At 60.0% G+C, this 21,004-nt stretch carries 19 protein-coding genes; 9 read left to right on the top strand and 10 right to left on the bottom strand.

The window, feature by feature from the left end:
• Positions 1-155: 155 nt before the first annotated feature.
• On the bottom strand, positions 156-1,016 hold the full coding sequence (locus DYST_RS03325) for a hypothetical protein (protein WP_239950032.1): 861 nt from the start codon (positions 1,014-1,016) through the stop codon (positions 156-158).
• 446 nt (positions 1,017-1,462) lie between these two features.
• On the opposite strand from DYST_RS03325, the gene DYST_RS03320 reads away from it, so the two are divergent.
• Positions 1,463-3,544: a S9 family peptidase gene (locus DYST_RS03320; protein ID WP_239950030.1), complete on the top strand. Its 2,082-nt coding sequence runs from the start codon at positions 1,463-1,465 to the stop codon at positions 3,542-3,544.
• A 129-nt stretch (positions 3,545-3,673) separates the two neighbouring features.
• On the opposite strand, the gene DYST_RS03315 is transcribed toward DYST_RS03320, so the two are convergent.
• Both DYST_RS03315 and DYST_RS03310 read right to left on the bottom strand, forming a co-directional pair.
• Entirely contained in the window at positions 3,674-4,183 is a 510-nt protein-coding gene (locus tag DYST_RS03315) for a GNAT family N-acetyltransferase (RefSeq protein WP_239950028.1), read from the bottom strand.
• A gap of 157 nt (positions 4,184-4,340) precedes the next feature.
• The gene (locus DYST_RS03310; protein ID WP_239950026.1) at positions 4,341-5,819 is read right to left on the bottom strand and encodes an HD domain-containing phosphohydrolase; all 1,479 of its coding nucleotides are present in this window, start codon (positions 5,817-5,819) and stop codon (positions 4,341-4,343) included.
• 173 nt (positions 5,820-5,992) lie between these two features.
• Between DYST_RS03310 and DYST_RS03305 the strand changes: the two genes are divergently transcribed.
• Both DYST_RS03305 and DYST_RS03300 read left to right on the top strand, forming a co-directional pair.
• On the top strand, positions 5,993-6,772 hold the full coding sequence (locus DYST_RS03305) for an alpha/beta hydrolase (RefSeq protein ID WP_239950024.1): 780 nt from the start codon (positions 5,993-5,995) through the stop codon (positions 6,770-6,772).
• A gap of 343 nt (positions 6,773-7,115) precedes the next feature.
• Positions 7,116-8,915 (top strand): alpha-L-fucosidase, encoded by a 1,800-nt coding sequence (locus DYST_RS03300; protein ID WP_239950022.1) that lies wholly within the window; start codon positions 7,116-7,118, stop codon positions 8,913-8,915.
• A gap of 108 nt (positions 8,916-9,023) precedes the next feature.
• On the opposite strand, the gene DYST_RS03295 is transcribed toward DYST_RS03300, so the two are convergent.
• On the bottom strand, positions 9,024-9,998 hold the full coding sequence (locus DYST_RS03295) for an SDR family NAD(P)-dependent oxidoreductase (protein WP_239950021.1): 975 nt from the start codon (positions 9,996-9,998) through the stop codon (positions 9,024-9,026).
• Positions 9,999-10,053: 55 nt separating this feature from the next.
• Between DYST_RS03295 and DYST_RS03290 the strand changes: the two genes are divergently transcribed.
• The gene (locus tag DYST_RS03290) at positions 10,054-11,064 is read left to right on the top strand and encodes an AraC family transcriptional regulator (protein WP_239950019.1); all 1,011 of its coding nucleotides are present in this window, start codon (positions 10,054-10,056) and stop codon (positions 11,062-11,064) included.
• 182 nt (positions 11,065-11,246) lie between these two features.
• Here DYST_RS03290 and DYST_RS03285 read toward each other — a convergent pair whose 3' ends face one another.
• The gene (locus tag DYST_RS03285) at positions 11,247-12,002 is read right to left on the bottom strand and encodes a molybdopterin-binding protein (protein WP_239950017.1); all 756 of its coding nucleotides are present in this window, start codon (positions 12,000-12,002) and stop codon (positions 11,247-11,249) included.
• Positions 11,995-12,927 (bottom strand): cytochrome b/b6 domain-containing protein, encoded by a 933-nt coding sequence (locus DYST_RS03280; RefSeq protein WP_239950015.1) that lies wholly within the window; start codon positions 12,925-12,927, stop codon positions 11,995-11,997. Before DYST_RS03280 ends, DYST_RS03285 begins: the two co-directional genes overlap by 8 nt.
• A gap of 378 nt (positions 12,928-13,305) precedes the next feature.
• On the opposite strand from DYST_RS03280, the gene DYST_RS03275 reads away from it, so the two are divergent.
• Positions 13,306-14,355 carry a hypothetical protein gene (locus tag DYST_RS03275; protein ID WP_239950013.1) on the top strand — a complete coding sequence of 350 codons (1,050 nt, stop codon included), beginning with the start codon at positions 13,306-13,308 and terminating at the stop codon, positions 14,353-14,355.
• 156 nt (positions 14,356-14,511) lie between these two features.
• Here DYST_RS03275 and DYST_RS03270 read toward each other — a convergent pair whose 3' ends face one another.
• Together DYST_RS03270 and DYST_RS03265 are read right to left on the bottom strand one after the other, a co-directional pair.
• Complete coding sequence (locus tag DYST_RS03270) at positions 14,512-14,733, bottom strand: TonB-dependent receptor (RefSeq protein WP_102303331.1); 222 nt, start codon at positions 14,731-14,733, stop codon at positions 14,512-14,514.
• A gap of 231 nt (positions 14,734-14,964) precedes the next feature.
• Positions 14,965-15,852: a LysR family transcriptional regulator gene (locus DYST_RS03265; RefSeq protein WP_239950011.1), complete on the bottom strand. Its 888-nt coding sequence runs from the start codon at positions 15,850-15,852 to the stop codon at positions 14,965-14,967.
• 98 nt (positions 15,853-15,950) lie between these two features.
• On the opposite strand from DYST_RS03265, the gene DYST_RS03260 reads away from it, so the two are divergent.
• Positions 15,951-17,369 carry an aldehyde dehydrogenase family protein gene (locus tag DYST_RS03260; RefSeq protein WP_239950009.1) on the top strand — a complete coding sequence of 473 codons (1,419 nt, stop codon included), beginning with the start codon at positions 15,951-15,953 and terminating at the stop codon, positions 17,367-17,369.
• Between the two features lie 208 nt (positions 17,370-17,577).
• Here the strand turns inward: DYST_RS03260 and DYST_RS03255 are convergent, their stop codons facing one another.
• Both DYST_RS03255 and DYST_RS03250 read right to left on the bottom strand, forming a co-directional pair.
• A complete protein-coding gene (locus DYST_RS03255) occupies positions 17,578-18,081 on the bottom strand; it encodes a DoxX family protein (protein ID WP_239950007.1) in 504 nt (167 codons plus the stop codon).
• Positions 18,082-18,265: 184 nt separating this feature from the next.
• Positions 18,266-18,883 carry an isochorismatase family protein gene (locus DYST_RS03250; protein ID WP_102303328.1) on the bottom strand — a complete coding sequence of 206 codons (618 nt, stop codon included), beginning with the start codon at positions 18,881-18,883 and terminating at the stop codon, positions 18,266-18,268.
• 160 nt (positions 18,884-19,043) lie between these two features.
• Here DYST_RS03250 and DYST_RS03245 point away from each other — a divergent pair, with 160 nt between their 5' ends.
• From DYST_RS03245 to DYST_RS03235, 3 genes are all read left to right on the top strand, one after another.
• Positions 19,044-19,577, top strand: coding sequence for a LysR family transcriptional regulator (locus DYST_RS03245; RefSeq protein WP_239950005.1), 534 nt, complete (start codon positions 19,044-19,046; stop codon positions 19,575-19,577).
• A gap of 65 nt (positions 19,578-19,642) precedes the next feature.
• Positions 19,643-20,065, top strand: a complete 423-nt coding sequence (locus DYST_RS03240; RefSeq protein WP_239950003.1) for a hypothetical protein — start codon at positions 19,643-19,645, stop codon at positions 20,063-20,065.
• Entirely contained in the window at positions 20,062-20,829 is a 768-nt protein-coding gene (locus DYST_RS03235) for a hypothetical protein (protein ID WP_239950001.1), read from the top strand. Before DYST_RS03240 ends, DYST_RS03235 begins: the two co-directional genes overlap by 4 nt.
• The last annotated feature ends 175 nt before the right edge of the window (positions 20,830-21,004 follow it).

The raw sequence follows: 21,004 nt of genomic DNA, 5'->3' as shown, positions 1-21,004 counted from the left end.
TCTTTATGCTGGGCAATAACGGCTGTCCACGGATAAGCGCAAACGTCAAAGTTTGAATACACGCAAAGGATGTCAGCTGGACGTCACAACACGCGTGGCTCTTCTTTTACCCTCGTTTTCCTCGAAATCATGGTCTCCATGTAGGCAGCCGTATCTCAGGAAAAGTGGGGTTTTCCGTATAGTTCCGACTTCGTCAATCTAATTGCAGGATTTACGCTTTGCAGGGCCTCTTGAATCACGACATGGGTTCCGTGATCAGCCCGTGGCCCGGTCATAACGTCAGTGACTGCACTCCAGTCAAAAGGTAGTCGCAGCCGCATGGGCAGATAGGCTATGCCGCCATGATTAACGCGACCGACGCTGTTTGCATCGAAGTAATCGGCCACCATGGACCTTCCGGCCTCCGACGGCGTTACCCCACTTTGAAACAGTAGGCGTACTTCCGCCTCATGGGCAAATGCTTGCCGCTTAACCAACAATTTTCGAGCTACGCCACATCCGTCGGAGGTCATGACGTCTTCCAAAGGCGCGCCCATCGTGGATTGGTAACTGCTTGGATCGGGATAGCTAACCTGGCCAAGGTAAAGAAGGATGTTAGCGAAGTTAAGCAGCACTGGCTTCTCACGGTCCAGTGGTCGAAGGATGCCCTCGATCAGCGCTCGTGGCGTGCTCTGGATGCGAACTGACCACCCGTCTGGGTTGTAAATCCGCCAAAGGGCATCAGATTCCTCGGTCGTCGACCAACACTGTCCGAACCAGTCTTGTGCCAACCCAAAAAGGCCAGTGTCTTCACCCTTAGGGCCAAAAGGCACCGTGCGATTAAAATAAGCGGCCTCATGGGTATCCTCCCAGCCGATCACGCGCGACAGCGTAAGCCGACTATCTAGAATATCCGGAACGAGATACTTGAGAGGCAGAACACGATAGATTGGGGTGTCCTCCTTCATGCCGTCACCAAGCAGCGGGTTGCTACTAAGGAGCGCATTCAAAACGCGATCGACACAATCCTTGCTCATTGTCGCTCCATATCTGGGTTGATGTCGGATTTTTACCCTGGGTTGAAATTCTATCCTACTGCACATGGCGTAGCCTCTGCATTTCGCACTGAGGCTCAAGCGAGCTATGCCGATTAAATTCTAGCGATCGCTAAATAACCTAGCGCTTGGTTTACTTGAAGCCCGAGCGTCGATTTCTGTGATCTTCCCTGGCGCGAATTCCAGAGGTAGGCAGCCATCCCTGAGACCAGGTGTACGCAGATACTCGAGTGTCTCTACCCTCGATAACACGGGCTAATCGCCCTGCCCTTGCCCTTCCATGGCAAGCGCATAATTTTTGACGGCTTCGCCCCCATGATCCCCGTCGGACTAGAGGTACCCTGGCGCCCCCTCGGTGAAACCTTTTGGGTTGGGCACGCATCACATCGTCATCCATTGGTCGGTAAGATCACCTCAATGAGGAAGAGATGAAGAACTGCGCCCTCGCTTTCTGGCTCATGATCACGGCCTTTTCCCCGGCCTACGCTCGTCATTTCACGCAATCCGATCTGGCCTATCTAAGTCAGATCGGCGACGCCACCGCCTCGATCGACGGCAAATGGCTGGTATGGGAGCAGGCCACGGATGATCCGCATATAAAAGGGACGCAACACGTGCTGTGGCGACTCGATCTCGCCAACAGCGGCAGCGAACCGGAGAAGATGGCGTTTCTCGACGACTCTGCACCGTCCGCCCCTGCGTTCTCGGCTGACGGTATGTTGTACTTCCTGTCGGAACGGCCGTCGGCGATGCCGACGATCTTCCGTATGTCGATGGATGACACCAAGCCGACTGCGGTGCTGGCATCCGAAGGTCTCGCAGGATTTAGGATCTCTCCGCGTGGCGATGCAGTGCTTGTCTGGGCGCGTAGACGACCGCATACGCGATTCCTGGATGACAAGACTGGGATCGTCCAAGCCAACGGCGGCGCCCGGGTCTTCGATCAGCTCCCCATAAGACATTGGAATCAATGGGAGGATGGCAATCGATCCCAATTATTCCTGCTGCCTCTGCATGACGGACAGGCAACTGGACCCGGGTGCGCGGTCGCGCCGACGCTCGTCGGAGACGTACCGTCACAACCCAGCGGAGGAAAGGAGGAGACAGCCTGGGGCGCGGATGGAAAGACCATCTACTTTTCGTTGCGAGCCGCGGGTCCCATCGAGCCGCTTTCCACCAATACCGACATCTACGCCGCGTCAGCGGACTGCGCGAACGAACCCATCGATCTGACAGCAGCCAATGCGGCTGCGGACCAATGGCCCGCGGTATCGCCCGATGGGCGGTGGCTGGCCTGGCTCGCCACCTCGCGGCCGGGATATGCCGATGACAGGCGCGTGGTTTGGCTTCGCGATCTCGCCACCGGGAAGGCTCACCCACTCACACAAGCATGGGATCGATCGCCGGATGCGATTCTGTGGTCCCCGGACTCAACCACGCTCTACGCTACGGCCAACGACACGCTGGACCATCCTGTCTTCAGCATTGACGTTGCCGATGAGGTCGTTCGGCGACTGACGACCGCTGGGCACTTGGCGCTTATCGCGGTCGAGCCCGACGGGTCGCTAATCCTCAAGAAAGATGGACTGGTGGAGCCTCCGAATCTGTGGCGCCGCAGCGCCAGAGGCAAACTCACGAGGCTCACAAACGCCAACGCTGCCAAGCTGGCCGGCGTCGAGTGGCCGCAGGTACTGCGTTTCAAGTTCGCCGGTGCCGGGGGCGACGAGGTCAGTGGCATCGTGCTGCGCCCACCCGGACTGGCACCAGGCAAGAAAGCCCCTGTCGTCCTCATTGTGCACGGTGGCCCGCAATCCTCCCTCGGCGACATCTGGTACCCGCGATGGCCACTGAATCCGGCGCTCTACGCGGAACATGGGTACGGCGTGGTGTCGGTCGACTTCCATGGAAGCACGGGATACGGCCAAGCGTTCACCGACTCGGTCAATCGCAACTGGGGTGGCAAGCCGCTTGAAGACCTCCAGCTTGGTCTCGCGACGGCGATCGAGCGCTTCACATTTCTCGACGGGGACAACGCCTGCGCGGTCGGTGCTTCTTACGGCGGATACATGATGAACTGGATCGAAGGCCATTGGCCTGGCCGATTCAATTGCATCGTCCAGCATGACGGCATCTTCGACGAGCGTGGCATGACGTACGAGACGGACGAACTCGCCCAGGATCACTGGGATTTCGGAAACAGACCGTACTATGTCGATCCCGTCGAATACGAGCGATGGAATCCTGTCAATGCCGTTGCCCAATGGCGAACGCCTCAACTTGTGATCACGGGCGAAAAGGACTTCAGAAGCCCGACCGGACAGGCAGTGGCAGCGTTTACGGCGCTGCAGGAGCGAAGCATTCCTTCCCGGTTGCTCGTGTTTCCGGACGAAGGCCACTACGAAGCCAGGGCGGTGGACAGCATTCAATGGTACGACGAGGTCTTCAAGTGGCTGGACGAATGGACGTCCAAGGCTGCAACCGGAGCGCAAAGCACTCAATCCACACCATGAAGCAAGCTGCCTGCCTTGGGAGCGGACGGCCACGCCACCCTTGATAACTTGACCTAATCGCGCGGCAGGTCATGTCCTTGCTTCCATCGAAGCGCAAGGCAGCAAGCATCGCCTCGGTCAGAAGGAGCGCTAGCGCGGCGATAGCCGGTACGACGGATGATTCAACCCGGTCGGAGGATAGAGCTCATCGTGCGTGTAGGTGAAACCAAGCTTCAGAAGAAACTTTCGCGACATCTCGTTCCGAGGGTGATGTCCTGCAAAAAGCGCCGAAGCGTTCAGTGAATCAAAGCCATAGTTAATCACCGCCCTGCCCGCCTCTATGGCCAGGCCCTGGCCCCAGAACTTATGGCGCAGGTGTACTCCCAACTCGTAGACCTGCTGATCCACGTCATAGGGACGCAATCCAGCGCATCCCGCGTGCTCTCCGCTTTCCAAGAGGAAGATCGGCCAGTACTGCACGTGATGTTCCTGCATGCAAGACATCTCGGTAGATAGGCGTCGCGCTATCGCTTCCTCGGTAAACGGGCCGCCGATCAATGCAGTTACTTGCGGATCGCCCCATAACGGCAACGCCAAACTCAGGTCGTCTGAAGTCCAGCAGCGAAACTCCAGTCGTTGGGTGGACGGGGGATAGTTCATGTGGCGACTCTCGGGGGATGGCAAGGCAACGGGTTTCTTTTGGCAGCAGCCCTCTCTAGGGGAATGTCCGCCACGGGTCGAAAGCAAGCCTCGCCAGTGTACCGATGCACCACTTCGTGCCGGAGTCTTCCAGTGCCCGGAAGAACGCGTCGGCGGTCTACAGCAAACCTAGTTGCGTTGCTTTCAGGGTGGCTGCGGCGCGGGTGGTGCACTCGAGTTTGCGAAACGCACTCTCGACGTGAGTGCGTACGGTGCTTGGGCTGATTCCCAGTTTTTTGGCAGCCTCCTTGTTGCTGGCGCCTAGGCTGATCCAGCGCAGCACGTCGCGCTCGCGCTGCGTAAGCAAGCTGGTCAATGCGGCGACAGCTGGCTTGTTCCTGTTTGTCCGTGGCTCCTTCAGCAATGCGCGGACAACGTCGGCGTCGTGGCGTCCAGCGACGGCCTCGGCGGTCATCAAAGCCTGCGCGGCGCTTTCGTCCATGGCTTCTCGCCAGGGGCGCGCCGCACGCAAGGCAGCCAATGCCGATGCAGCGGAGAGGATGCGTCCTTCGAGGGGAATGTTTCCGGTTCTGGCTTCCCGGTAGTAACCGGAGCCATCCGGCCTTTCGTAGGCGTAGGACGCAATGTCCGCCTCGCCGGCCAGGCTGCCGAGTTGTCGCGCCGCTCGTCCGGTCCAGTAGGGAACAAGGCGTACGCGCTCCCACTCCGGTTCCATCAGTTTGCCTGGCGTATCCCAGACCATGTTCGGTACGGCGGCGCGACCGATGCCATGGATAAGGGCCGCCCGATACACCTTCTGCTGGCGGGCTTCATCCAGTTCTAGCGCGATGGCCGTGTTCTTCGCCAACTGCGCCACGCGCCGCGAATGCCCGGTCATCCAGGGTAATTTCAGGTCGATGATGTCGGCCAGTATTTCTAGCGATGTCGTACGACCGGCGAACACCTCGCCGAGCGAACACCGACCGCATAAGGTCGGGTCGTTGTCGAGTTCGGCCAGCCAGCGCGAAGCGTTTTCTATCAGCAGCGACGCAAGGCCGACGGGATACAACACATCGGCGCGTTGGCCAATCAGTTGGCACGCCTGCTCAAAACCATAGAGGCGGTGGAAGATGTCGAGGTCACCGGCAAGCGACGCCATGTAAACAGAAGCGGGGATCTGTTCGCCTTGCAGGCCGTCCGGGGCGCCAGCGCCGTTGTGGCTTTCAAACAAATGGCGCAGCGCGAACTGCGCCGTCTCGCTCAAACCCAGTTCTTTGGCGATGTCTCCGGAGACTTCGCAATGGATGCGCGACAACGAGTGGAATGCCGAGCCATTGCCCTTGGTGCCCGCGCGAAAGCCGCTGCCGGGCGACTGGAGAGCAAGCAGCGCCTTGCGCGCACTTATGTCGTCACCGACCAGTCGCGCGAACTCAGGCGCATTGGCGGTACAGCCGGACCAGCGCAGCAATGCGACGGTAGCGGCCTCGGTGCAGGCCACCTCATCGGCGCCGGCGGCCTTGGCCAGTTGCCCGGCAATCCAGGCGGCCCGCGGGGAGTGATCGGTCGGCTGCCCCATGGCGAGGTCGCCCACAAACGCGATCGAGCGGATCACGTCGAGCAAGGCAACAGCGGACACCTCTGCGTCAGATCGGGACATGTTCATGGGCAGGGAGCATAGCGCCACCATTCTCGCCACGGCCTCGGTCATTCATCCGATGGTTTGCGCAAACCCCGACGCGCAAGCTGCGCTCCAAGGTCGACAGCACGACCTGTCTTCCCCCGCGATGTATGTCCCTGCTTCGTTCCGTCAAATAACCTTTGGAGATTCTGATGAAGATCAAAGCTTTCGGTCTCGCCGCCCTGGCCGCCATGACCCTCGCATCTGCTGCCCATGCCGCCACCGACATGGCGCCCAAGTCACAGGAATCCATCAAGAACATCGTGCTCGTGCACGGCGGCTTCGTAGATGGCTCCGGCTGGCAGAAGGTGTACAACATCCTCAAGAAGGACGGTTACAACGTCACCATCGTCCAGAACCCCACGACCACACTGGCCGATGACGTCGCCTTCACCAAGCGCGCCATTGCGCAGCAGAATGGCCCCGTAGTGCTCGTCGGCCACTCTTACGGCGGCGTGGTTATTTCCGAAGCCGGCACCGATCCCAAGGTCCAGCGCCTGGTCTACATCGCCGCGTTTGCACCGGACACCGGCGAGTCGGTGCAGAGCCTGATCGCCAACCCGCCCCCGGGCGCGTCGCAGCCGCCGATCCTGCCGCCGCAGGATGGCTTTTTGTTCCTGGATCGCGCGAAGTTCGCGGCTGCCTTTGCCGGCGACGTGCCCGCTGCTGAAGCCAATTTCATGGCGGACTCGCAGGTGCCGTGGGGCGTTCAGGCCTTGGGTGGGCAGGTGACAGTGCCTGCCTGGAAGTCGAAGCCGAGCTGGTATCTGGTTACCAAGGATGACCACATGATCCCACCCCAAGCGCAGCACATGATGGCCAAGCGCGCGGGCTCCACGGTGGTCGAAGTGGCCGGCAGCCATGCCATCTATGTCTCCAAGCCGGAGGTTGTCGCCAAGCTCATCGAGCAGGCGTCCTACGGCAAGAAGTAATCGTGGCGAGGGAGCGGAGCGCAGCGGGCGCTCCGCTCCCTTTCATGTGCAAGGCAAGCATCGAGCGAAGCGCGAATGGTTTGTCAGTAACCCCCACCCTTCTGCAATGCAACAAGCGTCGTGCTGCAAAAACGGGTTAGAGTCCAGCCGGGGCACGGATCACAAAGCGTCCGGACATCGGGGCCATCACGACATGGCCCTTTTTTTGGCACCATGTATAGATCGATCTAAATGCATGCCCTTCGCAGGGCGTCGACCAGGGTGCGCGTGGCACTGAACACGTTCATGGGATGGGGCAACGGGTGCAAAGCAAATGGTGAACAGCTCTAACAAGAAGGGAATCATGCGGTGCCTGTTGGCCGGCATGCTGGTGTTGTCGCAAGGCATGGGGGCTGCACCCGCGTCCCCTCCGATGGCCGATCGCACGGCACCAGCACAACGCCCGCTGGACGAACCACAACCACCTTCAGGTCCCGGCCCCAGCGCCACCACGATCGATGCGTGGCAGGACCGCAAGTTCGGCATGTTCATTCACTTTGGCCTGTATTCGCTGGCGGGCGGCATGTGGGACGGCCATCGCGTGGATAACGGCTACAGCGAGCAGATTCTCGCCAATGCGCCGATTCCGCCTGACCAATACGAAGCGCTGGCCCAGAGCTTCGATCCCGTGAATTTCGACGCCGATGCCATCGCCGCCCTCGCCAAGGCCGCGGGCATGAAGTTCGTCGTGGTCACGGCCAAGCACCACGATGGATTCAATCTGTTCCAGACGGCGCAAACGCCGTACAACGCGGTGGATGGCACGCCCTATCACCAGGACATCGTCAAGAAGCTTGCGGATGCATGCGCGCGGGCAGGCCTTAAGTTCGGCGTCTATTACTCGACGATCGACTGGCATCATCCCGGTGGCAATACGTATATCGAAGGCAACAGCAACCCGATCACGCCGGCGCAAGAGGCATTCAATGTTGCGCAGCTGCAGGAGTTGATGAGCCACTACGGCCCCATCTCGGAAATCTGGTTTGACATGGGCAAGCCGACGCCGGCGCAGAGCACGCACTTCGCGCAGACCGTGCATGCACTACAGCCGCAAACCATGATCTCCGGTCGTGTCTGGAACAGTCGCGGCAACTTTGCCGTTATGGGCGACAACAGCGAGCCCGACGTGGCGATGGAGCTGCCCTGGCAGGCGCCGGCCTCTATGTTTCCAGAAACCTGGGGCTATCGCTCCTGGCAAGCAAGAGCCGATCTACCCGCCAAGATTCGCGAGAACATCACGCGACTGGTTCGCGTCGTCAGCCAGGGCGGCAACTACATTCTCAACATCGGCCCCGAAGGCGATGGCTCCGTCGTGCCCTATGAAGCGCAGGTATTGCATGGCATCGGCACATGGCTGAAGCGCAACGGCGACGCTATCTACGGCACGCGCAAGCAGCCGTTTGAAGCACTGGACTTCGGCTATGCAACGGTGGGGCCGCATGCGATTTACCTGTTCGTGGCGAAAACCCCGGCAGATCACCAGCTTCACCTCCCGGGCCTGATCGACACTGAACTGGGTCGCGCCTATCCACTGGGCTCGCCCGGCACCATGATCGACGCACGGCACGATGCTGACGGTGTGACCATCCCACTGGATCGCTTCACCCATTGGCCTGCCGCGGATTCCAGCGACGCGAACGTGGATTCGTTCATGCCGGTCGTTGTACTGCCTTTCAAAGGCACGCTACATGTTCGCCCCAAAGCTATTGCCGCCGCGAGCGACGGCAGCGTTCACCTGCCATCCGTGCAGGCCGCGCACTATCTCAACTACAACGGTGAAGGCTATGAAGATCCCGCCACGCTTTACAAGCTGACGTGGAAGGTCGACGCCAACGCATCCGACTACACGTGCACCGTCCACTACACACCGCGGCCACAAACAGCGCGGATTGACCTATGGGTCGATGGGCAGCGTTACTCCTTGGATCTGGCGGGCGCAGCCTCTGACACAAAGGAAATCACCAGCCAGGCGATACATGTACACCGAGATAGTGTGGCGCCCCCCTATGCGATGCAGGTGGAGATCACACCACCATCGCCGTTCGAGCAGGGTAGCCGTCTGCCGGTATCCATACATTCTGTAGAGCTTTCACCGACGCGTTGATCCGCATCGATCAGGTGAGGCCCTCGCATGGGCGGGCCTGTCTCGGGGCTAGGGCAACGATATCAGGTAGGCCATCGGAGCCTGAGGCATGGCCCACGCGATTTCACATCAATCGAGACTTGCGCCGGTCAGTTGCTCGCTGAGCTGCCAGAGCCGTCCGGCCGCCACGGGATCGATGGCGCGCGGTCGCACGCCGTGCAGATCCGTGCTGTCATCGCTCGGGAGAGCGTTTGCAATGTCGCAATCGGCGCAATAGACACCGCCCATGCCCAGGAGCCGCGGACTCGTCGCGCACCACACTGTGGTTGATGCACCCTGCGGGATGGTCTTCTTGTTGTTCTCCGGATCAATGATGGGACTACCGTTCTTATCGATGATCTGGCCGGCCTCAAGCTGCTCTCGCGACATGTAGCGAACAAGGTCCGTGATGATGGCGCCTGGGTGCACAGAGAATGAGCGGACACCCTGGTGCTGGCCGAGGGAGTCAAGCGCCACGGCGAACAACGCATTCGCCGTTTTTGACTGCGCATAAGCCAGCCAAGGGTCATAAGGGCGACGCTCGAAATGGATATCGGAGAAATCGATGCCGCCTCGGCGATGTCCGTAGGAACTGAGCGCGATGACGCGCGCATCCCTGCTGCGAGCGAGCGCGGGCCACAAGCGGCAGGTCAGTTGGAAATGGCCTGAGATGATTGGCCGAAACTGCGACTCGTAGCCGCGGCCGTCTCGCATGAGTGGCGGCGCCATGACGCCTGCGTTGTTGATAAGGAGATGGAGTGCATCCGTTGTGTCGAGTACGCGTTCGGCAAAGCGATCGATGGATGCAGGGTCGAGCAGATCCATGCCGTGAACAACGACATCAGGCATGTCGCGCAAGGCTTGCTCAGCCTTCGCTATGTCTCGTGCGGGAACAAAAATCTTTGCGCCGGCCGACCGCAAAACGCGAACGGTTTCCAGGCCGATGCCGGAGTATCCGCCAGTGACAACGACGTTCTTGCCGCGCAGGTTGATGCCATGAATGACATCTTGAGCCGTCGAGGCGGCTCCAAAGCCAGAGCCGATAGCGTTCTGAGGTGTGGACATGAATGGGGCTCCCTAGTGGTACTTGCCAAGGTAGGCCCAGAAGCTCGTATGAAGAATGCTTGTTGATGCGCTTTTTATGCGTGATAGTTCAAACATGGCTTCCGACCCTCTCTCCGACGTACTCGAACTCGTCCAGGCGCGTTGCATCGTGTCCGGCCGCCTTCTCGCTGGTGGCGCCTGGGGCCGACGCTGCTCCAATCTGGATGCCATCAAGTTCTGTGCGGCGATTGAAGGGGGTTGCTGGTGCTACATGGACGGGATGGCCGAACCAGTCCGTTTTGACGCGGGCGATGTCCTGGTGACGAACGGCACGCGGTCTCTGATTCTGGCTAGCGATCCAGCCTTGATAGCAACCGCCGTAAACACCCCGCTTGTCGCGGATCAAGACGGCATCTACCGCCTTGGAGCCGGGAGCGACCTTGCGATGCTGGCTGGGTTCGTGCACATCGACGACAGACGCCAGTCGCTGCTTCTGGATGGGTTGCCACCCATGCTCCATGTACACGGCAGCATGCCCGACGCGGCCATCATCGCCTGGCTGCTCAAGCAGCTTGTGCGCGAGATGGAGCCGGCGGAGCGCCCTGGCCGAACCGTCATCCTTGCTGAGCTTTCACAACTCCTATTCGTCAACACGCTTCGCGCCTATCTTGCGCACGCGCCGGAAGATGACACAGGATGGCTGAAAGGTCTTGGCGACAAACGACTTGCGTGCGTGCTTAGTCGAATGCACGCAGCGCCTGAACGCGCCTGGAGCTTGGAGGATCTTGCTCAGGTGGCGGGTATGTCACGCACGTCCTTTGCTGTTCGATTCCGTGAGGTCATGGGAATGCCTCCGCTGACTTACCTCACCAACTGGCGCATGCACGTCGCCGAGCGGCAACTACTCGCTGGCGCGACGGTAGCCGAGGTGGCAGATGCGATTGGCTATACATCGGAAAGCGCCTTCAGTCATGCCTTCAAGCGCAGCATGGGAATAGCCCCAGGCAGGTATCGCAAGACTGTTGAAGGCCCACACGAAGCGCGGCGTGAGCTCTACGAAGAGGATTCGATGGCCGACTCATTCTGAGTTGGACGTGAGCGTTCACGTTGAAGGAGGAGAGTCTGCTTAGGGTCGGAGCGAACATTAGACACCTTAGCGAATAGATCGCTGCCCTACCCCCGATAGCCTTCCCTGATCATCCTGGGCGCCTTACGTGCGGCGATCGACTCCATTCTCACGACTGCAGGCGGCGCGACGGACTCCTGACACTAGATGCCGGCGTACCATTCGTAGCCTTGATCCTCCCAGTAGCCGCCCTGGCCATCACCGATATCCTCGAACGAGCTGACCAGTTCGATGCGTGCCAGGTATTTCGCCTGCTTATAGCCGAGCTGACGCCCAATCCGCACGCGCAAGGGCGCACCGTTCGGCACGGGAAGCGGCTGGTCGTTCAAGGCGAAAGCCAAGAGCGTCTGCGGATGCCTGGCCTCCGCAAGATCAATGCTCTCGTAGTAAGGCGTGTCTTCTTCCATGTCGTCAAAGCAGTGGAACACGACAAACCGCGCCCTCGGATCGACGCCGACATAATCGAGTACGGCAGACAGTAACGTTCCCTGCCATTTCCCAATGGCGCTCCAACCCTCCACACAATCGTGCCTAGTAATCTGCGTGCGCAGGTCCAGGTGTTTCAGGTCATCAATGGAGAGCATCGCCGGGCGGGTCACCAACCCATCCACTTGCAGTTTGTAGCCACGAAAGTTGTCAGCCATCAGGGTCTGATAGGCAGGCGTGGTGGGCATGGTGGTGCCATTGGGATGGAATACCGGCGATATATCAGCTTCGGCATACTCCTTCGCCATGCTGCTCGATGGCGACAACAAGGCCTGCACGCGGCGATTCAAACCCTCCGCTTTGCTCAACACATTGGGCCCCCACAGCGTCTGCGAGATGCGGTCACAACCGGCGACGAGCACTCCCGCCGCCCCCACCATCGTTATGCGCAGGAACGATCTGCGATTACTCATGAGAGCGGTCCTCCGATGGCTCGGAATCACTCGGTGCTTCCTCGACCTGTGGCTGTGTCTTAACTGGCGTGGCGTCGATCGCGTAATAGCCGGTGATCATGCCCCGAAGCTGGTTGAACACGCCGGTGATCAACACTTCGAACAGGTGAATCAGCACAAAGGCCACGAAGCCCCAGGCGATGATGAAATGAATAGTCCGCGCCGATTGCCGGCCGCCGACAGCTTCGACCATGGGCGAAAGCACCGCGTCCATGCGTGGTGACATGGCCAGCCCCATAAGCACGATGCCCACACCGAACACGAAGATGACAGTCAAGTACGCCAACCGTTGCAGAATGTTGTAGCGCAGCGCCGCTTCACCGTGCGGGTGCTTGAAGCGCAGATGATCGATGACGGATCGCCCGATGCCGCGCCAGTCCGCACGCGTAGGCCACAAGTCCCGTTGCAGGTGCCGGGTGACCAGTGCGTAGCCGACGTAGCACAGCCCGTTGAGCACAAACACCCACGCGAAGAAGAAATGCCAGCGACGTCCCATCGACAGCCACTGCGAGCCTGGCACCGTGAGCCATGACGGGAACCCGCGTACCTGGGGACTGCCATCCTTCCCGTTCGATACGCCAAGGACGCCGGTCGTGTTGAACTCACGCGTTCCGATGCGCGTGATGCCTTGCAGGTTGCCTGCCGGATCCTGGTGAGCGCCCAACGCAAAGATGGCCGTGCCTTCGTCGGATCGATTGCCCCAGTAAAGACGCGGATGCGCGTTGAATATCTGCAACCCGCTGAAGAACATCAGCGTCAGCGCAACTACATTGATCCAGTGCATGATCCGGATCGGCAGCGGGTGCCGATAGACGAGCCTGCGCGGTTCCGGAACCACCAAGGTAACCGGAGGAGATGCGCCAGCATCGAGGCTTTCCGTACTCATGGCCATACTCCAGGGAAGCAAGGCGAACTGAACGGTTTGGCGATTAGTTTACTCGCGCACCGGTGCTGGCGAGCTGACCACACACGATCGCTGGAAAGAACCCGGATAGCGCTTAAAACCAGCCGGGCAAGATTTGCGTTTCAACCCAACGTGTCTGCTTCGATGCTGATGCTTCGCGTCGAAGCTACTGACTACTTCGTGCCTGCTCGTACGCCGGTTACATCGCGACAGCCGCGCCTCCTTTCCGGGAGACGAGCGATGTAACCCCGCGAACGCAACGTTCGAATACCTAAAGACCGATGCGCACGGTCGCTGTTGGGAGCGCGTCGTGGCAACACACGATGCCGCAATTACCTACGATCACATCAAGGATTGGTCATGAAAAGAACTATCTGTGGGTCAGCGCTATTGGGATTGATGGTCGTCGGAACGGCTTATGCCCAAACCGACCCGGCATGGAACGACGGCGATCTTGTTGTCACCTCATCAAACACTGCCAGCAACGAGCTACTTGTCTACAACACACGCGGCGTGCTGGTGGAACAATCCGAAACCGGAGGAACAGGCGGAGTGGCCGGCAATGCCGGTGGCATTGCTCAAAACCGTCGCCTGCTTGCTGTGGTGAATTTCGGATCCGGCAACGTGTCGATCTTTCGAAAGCTCGATGGCGGCGTTCCGTTGCAACGGATGAAGGTCGTGCCCGCCATCACCAATCCCGTCAGCGTCGCCTTCGGTCGCGGCCACCTCTATATCCTCACGACCACACATATCGAATCGCATCCGATTGACCGCTACGGCGTGGAGCCTACGGCTGATGGCTCGGCGCAGCTGGTGATTGCTGATGGCTCCGCCGCCCAGGTAGGCGTGATCGATGGAGAACTCGTCGTCACCGAGAAGAGCAACGCCATCGAAACCGTGCATCTGACAGACCAAGGCGCCATCACGGGCCAAACCAGGCTGGTGGCCAACATCCCTGCCAACGTCAACGCGCCCTTCGGGCTGGCCACGCGTGGTCGCGATGCCTACGTCACCATCGCCCATGCCAACGAGATCAGCCTGGTACGGGATAATGCCGTGTTGACGGTGACCGGCTCCGGCACACAGATGGCGCCCTGCTGGGTCGCGCTCGATGGCTCGTTCTTATTCTCGGCGAATTCACCGAGCCACTCCGTATCGCGTTACTCCGTCTACAACCGCAAGATTGTCCAGGACGCGGCCGTCGTCGCCACATTCAACAGCAATCCAACCGACATAACGTACCGCGACAACCTCGCCGCCGTGGTGGATGGCAACGGATCGGCATCCCATGTATCCATCTTCCATGTCGATGGCGACGGAAATTTCGACCTGAAGAGCAGCGTCACCCTCAATAGTGGCACCACGAACGGCATTGCAATCCTGCATGCAGGAGATGATGTCGACGACTGATTGAGGCTCCCGCGCCGGAGATCATCGCCACATTCCGGCGCGGAGTTCTTCAAACGAATGAAGGTGGCCATGGTGTCTCGCAGCAGCTAGTGGCACCGCTACCAGTCAACGCGCCATGCAGAATCCCATTCCGCATGAGGCGGACTGATGGCTACCTCAATGCATTCCGACCCACGTTTCCTCGATGTCATCCATCACGGCCCGCTTCAAGTCCGGATCAGACAGTTCACTAATGGCGAACACGCGTCCATGACGCATGCCCCGATAGATCCCATCTTTTCGAAACGTTGCAGCCCAAGTCACGCTACTCATCACCGCCAGCTCGTATTGCGCGGTGTAATTGAAGCCATTGCTAGTAGTTCCGACGCAGTCGGTCATGGCTACGAAATCCCGGGCGTGGTGGATCTCGACGCTACTCGCTCTGCGGGCATCGCATGTGAAATTTTCACGTCACCGCCGAGCCGTTCACCATCTGCGCCGCCCTACGTGACGCCCCTGGCTCAACTGAAGGTTCAAGCCATTGCCTTTCCAGAAAAAGCAACGGTGTGTATGAAGTGACGTCGTTACGTCGCTTGCGACAGAGATTCACGGGAGACATCGAGTCACCGTTTAGCCGGCTTCCTTGATCAAGTTGACCAACGCCCGCAGCGGCGCAGGCAAATGCAGGCGCCCGGGGTAGTACAGCGCCAGTCGGTCGAAAGGCGGTGTCCAATCGTCCAGCACCCGCTCCAGTCGTCCTGCTGCGAGGTCGGCTTCAGCGTCGTATTCGCTTACGTAAATCAGGCCCAGTCCGGCCAGCGCTGCCTCGCGCAACAAGTGAGGCTCGTCCAACGTAACGACGCCGGGCACGTCAACAGCCAGAGTTTCTCCCCGGCGCTCGAACTCCCAATGGTAGATATGGCCCGAGGGCAAGCGCGCACGGATCGCGACATGGCGAGCCAGATCACCGGGATGACTGGGTCGGCCGTGCTTTGCGAAGTAAGCGGGAGACCCGACCACCGCATGGCGAATGGGCGGCCCGACAGGTACGGCCACCATATCGCCCGGCACGATATCCAGCGTGCGGAAGCCGGCGTCGTAGCCGTCCCGCACAATATCAATCAGGCGAGCTTCGGTGGCCAGCTCCAGTTGCACTTGGGGATAGCGCTGCATGTAAGGGATCAACAGCGGCTTCATCAGACGCCTAGCTGCGCCGACCGATGTGTTCAAGCGCAGGGTGCCGGTAGGCGCGCCGGCCGATTCGCCAGCCCGCTCCATCGCGCCGCGGATGCCAGCAATCGCCGGAGCCACCTCGGCCACGAAACGCTCCCCTGCCTCGGTCAGGCGCACGCTGCGGGTGGTGCGATGGAACAATCGCGTGCCGAGTCGGGCTTCCAGCGCTGCCACCGATTGGCTCAGCGCGGATGTGGACATCTCCAGCTCGGCTGCGGCGGCACGAAAACTGCCGCGCTGGGCCACCGCCAGCACCGCCTCGAGTTCAGTGAGGCCACTACGCATTATCCGCTCCTGCTTAATAACTCATCCCCTTTTGTGCAGCTTATCAAGGCAATGGGCAGCCCGCATCCTTGGAAGGCCACCCTTTCAGGAGAACTGCCATGTTCAGCATCGACCAGATCTATATCGACGGCGCCTTCGTTACCCCGCACGGCGAGGAGCGCTTTGAACTGTTCAATCCGACCACCGAAAACGTGATCGGAACCGTCCGCCTTGCCGACGCCGACGACGCACGCCGCGCCATCGCGGCGGCCAAGCGCGCCTTGCCCGCCTGGTCGCGCACTACGCTGGCCGAACGGGCCGCCCTGTTGCGTCGAATGCATGCAGCCATGGCTGCCCGAGAGGATGAGCTATTTGCCGCCGTGGTACAGGAATACGGTGCTCCCGTCGCTTTTGCGCGCTGGACGTCCCGATATGCGGCCCAGGTGTTTCTCGACGCCATCGACGCCATGGAGGCGCACGACTTCAAGCGCCAACTTGGGACAGCGCGCGTGGTGATGCAGCCGGTAGGCGTCGTGGGGATGATCACGCCGTGGAACAGCAATGCCGGCTTTATCGGCAGCAAACTCTCCATGGCGCTGGCCGCCGGATGCACGGCGGTGATCAAGCCCAGCGAGATGAGCGCGCTGCAGACGCGCATCGTGACGGAGGCCCTGCACGAGGCCAACGCTCCTGCTGGTGTGTTCAATATCGTGACCGGGCGTGGCGAGGTCGTGGGCGCGGCCATTGTGGAAAGCCCGGACGTGCGCAAGATCTCTTTCACCGGCTCCACCGCCGTGGGCAAGGGCATCCTGCGCGCCGCCAGCAATGACGTGAAGCGTGTGACGCTGGAACTCGGCGGCAAATCGCCCACCATCATCCTGGACGATGCCGACTTCGCCACTGCCGTACCCATGGCGATCCAGGCGGGCTTCATGAACAGCGGACAGGCGTGCATCGCCGGCACGCGCATCCTGGTGCCGCGGGCTCGCCTAGCGGAGTTCGAAGCGCTTGCGCAGGCTGTCGTCGAAACCACGGTGGCCGGTGATCCGGCGAATGCCGACACCAGCGTCGGCCCCATGGTCAGCCGCAAACAGTGGGAGCGCGTGCAGGGTTATATCCGCAAAGGCATCGACGAAGGCGCCCGGCTGCTGGCTGGTGGCGAGGGCCGTCCAGATGGCTACACGCGTGGGTGGCTAGTACGCCCCACCTTGTTCACGGGCGTGCGTAACGACATGACTATCGCCCGCGAGGAAATCTTCGGGCCGGTACTGTCGATCATCGCGTATGACGACGAAGACGAAGCCATCGCCATTGCGAACGATACGTCCTATGGTTTGTCAGCCTACGTAGCTACGACAAGCGCTGAACGTGGCGCGCGCGTGGCTGCCCGCATCGATGCCGGCCGGGTCATGGTCAATACGCTCACTCATGAGCCCAAGGCGCCGTTCGGCGGCTTCAAGCAATCCGGCATCGGTCGCGAATATGGCGTCTTCGGCCTGGAGGCCTACCTGGAACCGAAAACCATTATTGGCCTTTAAGTCTGGGTCGGGATCCAGCCAACCCTCTGACTACCAGGTAGCGAGTCGTGAAAAGAAGGCCCCGACAGGGGCCTTCCAGCGCTGAGCGCCTCAATCACTTGGAAGACGTTTCCACGCTCTTGGCCGCTTGTTCGATAATCGAGGCCTCCACCTTCGAGTTTGACACGTACTCAGAAGGCAAGAGAAAGGGAATCTCCGCCCTTACCCATCAATGCCACCACTTCGGATCGTTTACGCGCTCGCCTTCCGATACTTCACGCTTGGCGCTGTACTTTCGTTGCTCAAACTCTGCCGCCAGCGCAGCGAGGACAAAACCACCGATCAGGGCAATATGCTCGAAGAATCCATTCGTTGCCATGAAGCGTTCTGCGCCTGACATCTCCCAGAACCTATTAGCCAGGAGGTTGGCGATAAAGGTGAACACGGCCAGCGCTCCGGCCCCCAGCCAAATGAATCGCCCAGTGAGAATCATCACAGGGCCGACAACCTCCACGACGATCGTGGCCAGCGCCCACGGAAGGCCTGGATGAAGTCCGAAATGCTCTTGCTCAAGAATTGCCGCTGGCAAGTTACTCAGCTTCATCAGTGCGCCGACGATAAACGGTGCGGTCAACGCGAGTCGGGCGATCAACCATGTCCAACGCCAATCCAGTATGGCGTCGACCCATATCGGGTCCGTTCGTCCGAGGCTCTTGAAGCGCGGCGACAACATGGTGGCTTCCCCAAATGGATGATGGAGGCGCGCGGTATTGCGCCCGCTACAACAACGGCTCTGTCACTCGTGAGAGAGCCATGACAACAGGATCGGTCGACCGACATCGCCAACCGTCAGGCTGGCGCAGCGTCTGCAAAGGCGGCCCGACGGTTCGCGAGAAGTCAGGCCGCCCCACCTACGCCTACTTCTTGTAGCTGGCCGCGATTTGACCGACGAGCGTCGCCCAATCCATGTCGAGCGCACCATAAACCGCACCCGCTTCCGGGCTGCTGTTGAACTTCAGAATCTCGACCATCAAGGTGCTGTAGTCCGACAGAATGACGCCGGCCTGCTGCATGCGCAGAAGGTTCACATCGTGTTTGGTCTTGTTGAAGGTGCCCGAAGCGTCAACGGCGACGTAGGCGTCGTATCCACGCGCCGCCGCCGTCATGGCCGGAAGAGCGGCACAGACTTCCAGCGACACGCCAGCGAAGATCAGCTTCTTGCGGCCCGTAGCGTCGATAGCCTTGGCGACCTTGTCGTCGTCGTACGCATTGACGGACATGCGATCAATGATCTGCACCCCCGGCAGTGCTTCAACCAGCTCGGGGAACGTCGGACCCCACATGCTGTCGCGTGCGGTGGTCGTCACGACAATCGGCAGGCCGAGCGCCTTGGCGGCCTTGGCCAGTGCGACAACGTTGTGCTTGAGTTCCGCGATCGAATAGTCGCGAACGCCCGACAGAAGGCCAACCTGGTGGTCGACCAGGACAAGGGCGGCGTTGTCGCGGGTGAGCGGCTCGTAGGTGCGCTGCGTCATAACAGTCTCCAATGGCGTTGGTGGTGCCTAGGTAACCGGGGAAATCCCGGATCACGATCAGGTGTCGTGGTGGAGACAAAGCTACGCACTGGATCATCCGCCCAGAAGTCGCCAGACTGCGAACCCAGCGTCCCACTGGTTGGACGATGCGGGTGAGGCCATGCTCGATCTCAACGACTTCTTCTTGTTCGTGCAGGTGGTCGACCGCGGGGGCATCACGTCGGCCGGCAGGACGCTACGCATGCCCAAGTCAACGATCAGCCACCGCATGCAGGCGTTGGAGGCCCATCTGGGGGTACGACTCCTCAACCGGACATCACGGCATTTTGGCGTGACTGACGCCGGCCAAGACTTCTACCGGCACGCCGTCGTGATGCTTCGCGAAGCCGAACTGGCTGAAAGCGTGATCCGGCAACGTCTGGGGGAGCCGAGCGGAACCATTCGATGCACGGCAGGCGTCGCAACCATGCAGTTCGCGCTCGCAGAGGCCATTGCAGGTTTCTTGGCGCAATTCCCCAAGGTCAGCATTGAGGCGCACGCGCTGGATCGCACCGTCGATATTGTCAGTGAAAATTTTGACCTGGCTATCCGCGCGCATTCAGGCCCCCTCCCCGACTCCAATCTCGTACAGCGCACCTTGGCACCGGCACCTTGGTATCTTTTCGCGGGCACGGAATTCCGATCAAGGATCTAAAGGACGGCGCTCATATCGTTGGCAAGACCATCGCAGAGCTTGGCTGGGGAAGTGCACCCGTAGACATGCTTACATTCGATGCAGGGCACGGGCCGATGGTCCTGCTCACGAACTCCCACAAGTCTGCTGACCTGATGTCCGTCGATTCGATCGCGTCGGCCTCGGCCAAGCCAGGGCTCAGTACCCCGATAAAAGTCCCGAGTGATCCCTTCGAGGGGCTGAAATCAACCTACATTCCTTTGGCCGGTGTCGCACAGATAGGCTCTCAAGATAGTGATTTCTTTGGTGCGCTTCGCCGGAACGATGAAACCGGTGCTATGGAGTTAGTGTCGATACGCAAGGTCGCTTTCCTACGGCTAAGCGACTTCGTGAACGAGTACGACTTCGCAGATTTTAAATATGGCCCCCATGATCCATGGATCGGCATCCACCACTTGCTACGTACGGACGAGGGCTATCCGGACCTAGCCGCTCGTGCCAAGCCATGAGACCGCTTTTACTCTCGTTGGTGGCGATGCTGCTCTTTGGATCGCAGGCGGCTTGGACTTACGAAGCTCGTCCTTCTGGGGCGATCTTCCCTTCAGGCGACAGCGTCCCTGAAAACCTCTTGCACATCGAAGTCCAACTCTCGTCCCCGCTGGGATCGCCTCCTGAAATCAACCATGTCAGGCTCTATGACAGTCAGGATCGAGAGATCAAGAATGCTTTTCTCGACGAGCTATTGTTGAGTTCGGATGGTCAGCGGGTTACCGTCCTCCTTGATCCCGCACGCGTGAAATCAGGTGTTGCAGCGAATCTGGTAGCGGGGCGTGCTTTGCATGCAGGAACGACGGTAACGTTAGTAGTCGATGACCCGAGGTTATCTAGAACCATCCGTAAGTCATGGAAGGTCTCTCCTTTCAATGCGGAATCGCCTCTTCCTGTCCTTTGGTCGCTCACGCACCCGCGCGTGGGAAGCAAGGACCCTCTAACTCTCCGTTTGAACTCCCCTATTAGCGAAGCTTCCGCGCATATGGTGGCCGTTCGTGATCCTGCAGGAAATGCTTTCTCCGGTACCGCTGCGCTTGAGAACAACGAAACCGTTTGGCTCTTCAAGCCAAGCCAATCGTGGCGAATAGGCCCGTACGCCATCGTTGTCCGCCCCGAGCTTGAGGACCCGGAAGGAAATAGGCCGTGTGGATCATTCGAAACCATTGCGGCTAGCCAGCTCCGCTGCGACGATGAGATCGTGATTGAGTTTCGGGCGACGTAGTACGCCGTGATCTGGGACGGATCGCTTCCGGGCGGCCAACGTAATTTCCCTTTATCGAGTTATCGAAAGTAGCCAACCGTTTGAGATGCAACGGCCCCGAAGTTGATTGAATACCGGCCGAATCTGGTCGCGGCACGTGCATATGCCGCGAGCTCAACACCCAAGCCATGCCACT

The organism is Dyella terrae (assembly GCF_022394535.1).
Lineage (GTDB): Bacteria > Pseudomonadota > Gammaproteobacteria > Xanthomonadales > Rhodanobacteraceae > Dyella.
Note: the sequence above shows the minus strand (reverse complement) of the source record. Positions and strands in the feature narration are given on the sequence as shown.

Bases quoted from the DNA above. Each gene is read 5' to 3' on its own strand.
- DYST_RS03275 (WP_239950013.1), top strand. From the start codon at position 13,306: ATGAAAAGAACTATCTGTGGGTCAGCGCTATTGGGATTGATGGTCGTC.
- DYST_RS03305 (WP_239950024.1), top strand. From the start codon at position 5,993: ATGAAGATCAAAGCTTTCGGTCTCGCCGCCCTGGCCGCCATGACCCTC.
- DYST_RS03265 (WP_239950011.1), bottom strand. From the start codon at position 15,852: ATGCGTAGTGGCCTCACTGAACTCGAGGCGGTGCTGGCGGTGGCCCAG.
- DYST_RS03320 (WP_239950030.1), top strand. From the start codon at position 1,463: ATGAAGAACTGCGCCCTCGCTTTCTGGCTCATGATCACGGCCTTTTCC.
- DYST_RS03310 (WP_239950026.1), bottom strand. From the start codon at position 5,819: ATGTCCCGATCTGACGCAGAGGTGTCCGCTGTTGCCTTGCTCGACGTG.
- DYST_RS03235 (WP_239950001.1), top strand. From the start codon at position 20,062: ATGAGACCGCTTTTACTCTCGTTGGTGGCGATGCTGCTCTTTGGATCG.
- DYST_RS03255 (WP_239950007.1), bottom strand. From the start codon at position 18,081: ATGTTGTCGCCGCGCTTCAAGAGCCTCGGACGAACGGACCCGATATGG.
- DYST_RS03280 (WP_239950015.1), bottom strand. From the start codon at position 12,927: ATGAGTACGGAAAGCCTCGATGCTGGCGCATCTCCTCCGGTTACCTTG.
- DYST_RS03325 (WP_239950032.1), bottom strand. From the start codon at position 1,016: ATGAGCAAGGATTGTGTCGATCGCGTTTTGAATGCGCTCCTTAGTAGC.
- DYST_RS03285 (WP_239950017.1), bottom strand. From the start codon at position 12,002: ATGAGTAATCGCAGATCGTTCCTGCGCATAACGATGGTGGGGGCGGCG.
- DYST_RS03270 (WP_102303331.1), bottom strand. From the start codon at position 14,733: ATGACCGACTGCGTCGGAACTACTAGCAATGGCTTCAATTACACCGCG.
- DYST_RS03250 (WP_102303328.1), bottom strand. From the start codon at position 18,883: ATGACGCAGCGCACCTACGAGCCGCTCACCCGCGACAACGCCGCCCTT.
- DYST_RS03240 (WP_239950003.1), top strand. From the start codon at position 19,643: ATGCTTACATTCGATGCAGGGCACGGGCCGATGGTCCTGCTCACGAAC.
- DYST_RS03295 (WP_239950021.1), bottom strand. From the start codon at position 9,998: ATGTCCACACCTCAGAACGCTATCGGCTCTGGCTTTGGAGCCGCCTCG.
- DYST_RS03245 (WP_239950005.1), top strand. From the start codon at position 19,044: ATGCTCGATCTCAACGACTTCTTCTTGTTCGTGCAGGTGGTCGACCGC.
- DYST_RS03290 (WP_239950019.1), top strand. From the start codon at position 10,054: ATGCTTGTTGATGCGCTTTTTATGCGTGATAGTTCAAACATGGCTTCC.
- DYST_RS03315 (WP_239950028.1), bottom strand. From the start codon at position 4,183: ATGAACTATCCCCCGTCCACCCAACGACTGGAGTTTCGCTGCTGGACT.
- DYST_RS03300 (WP_239950022.1), top strand. From the start codon at position 7,116: ATGCGGTGCCTGTTGGCCGGCATGCTGGTGTTGTCGCAAGGCATGGGG.
- DYST_RS03260 (WP_239950009.1), top strand. From the start codon at position 15,951: ATGTTCAGCATCGACCAGATCTATATCGACGGCGCCTTCGTTACCCCG.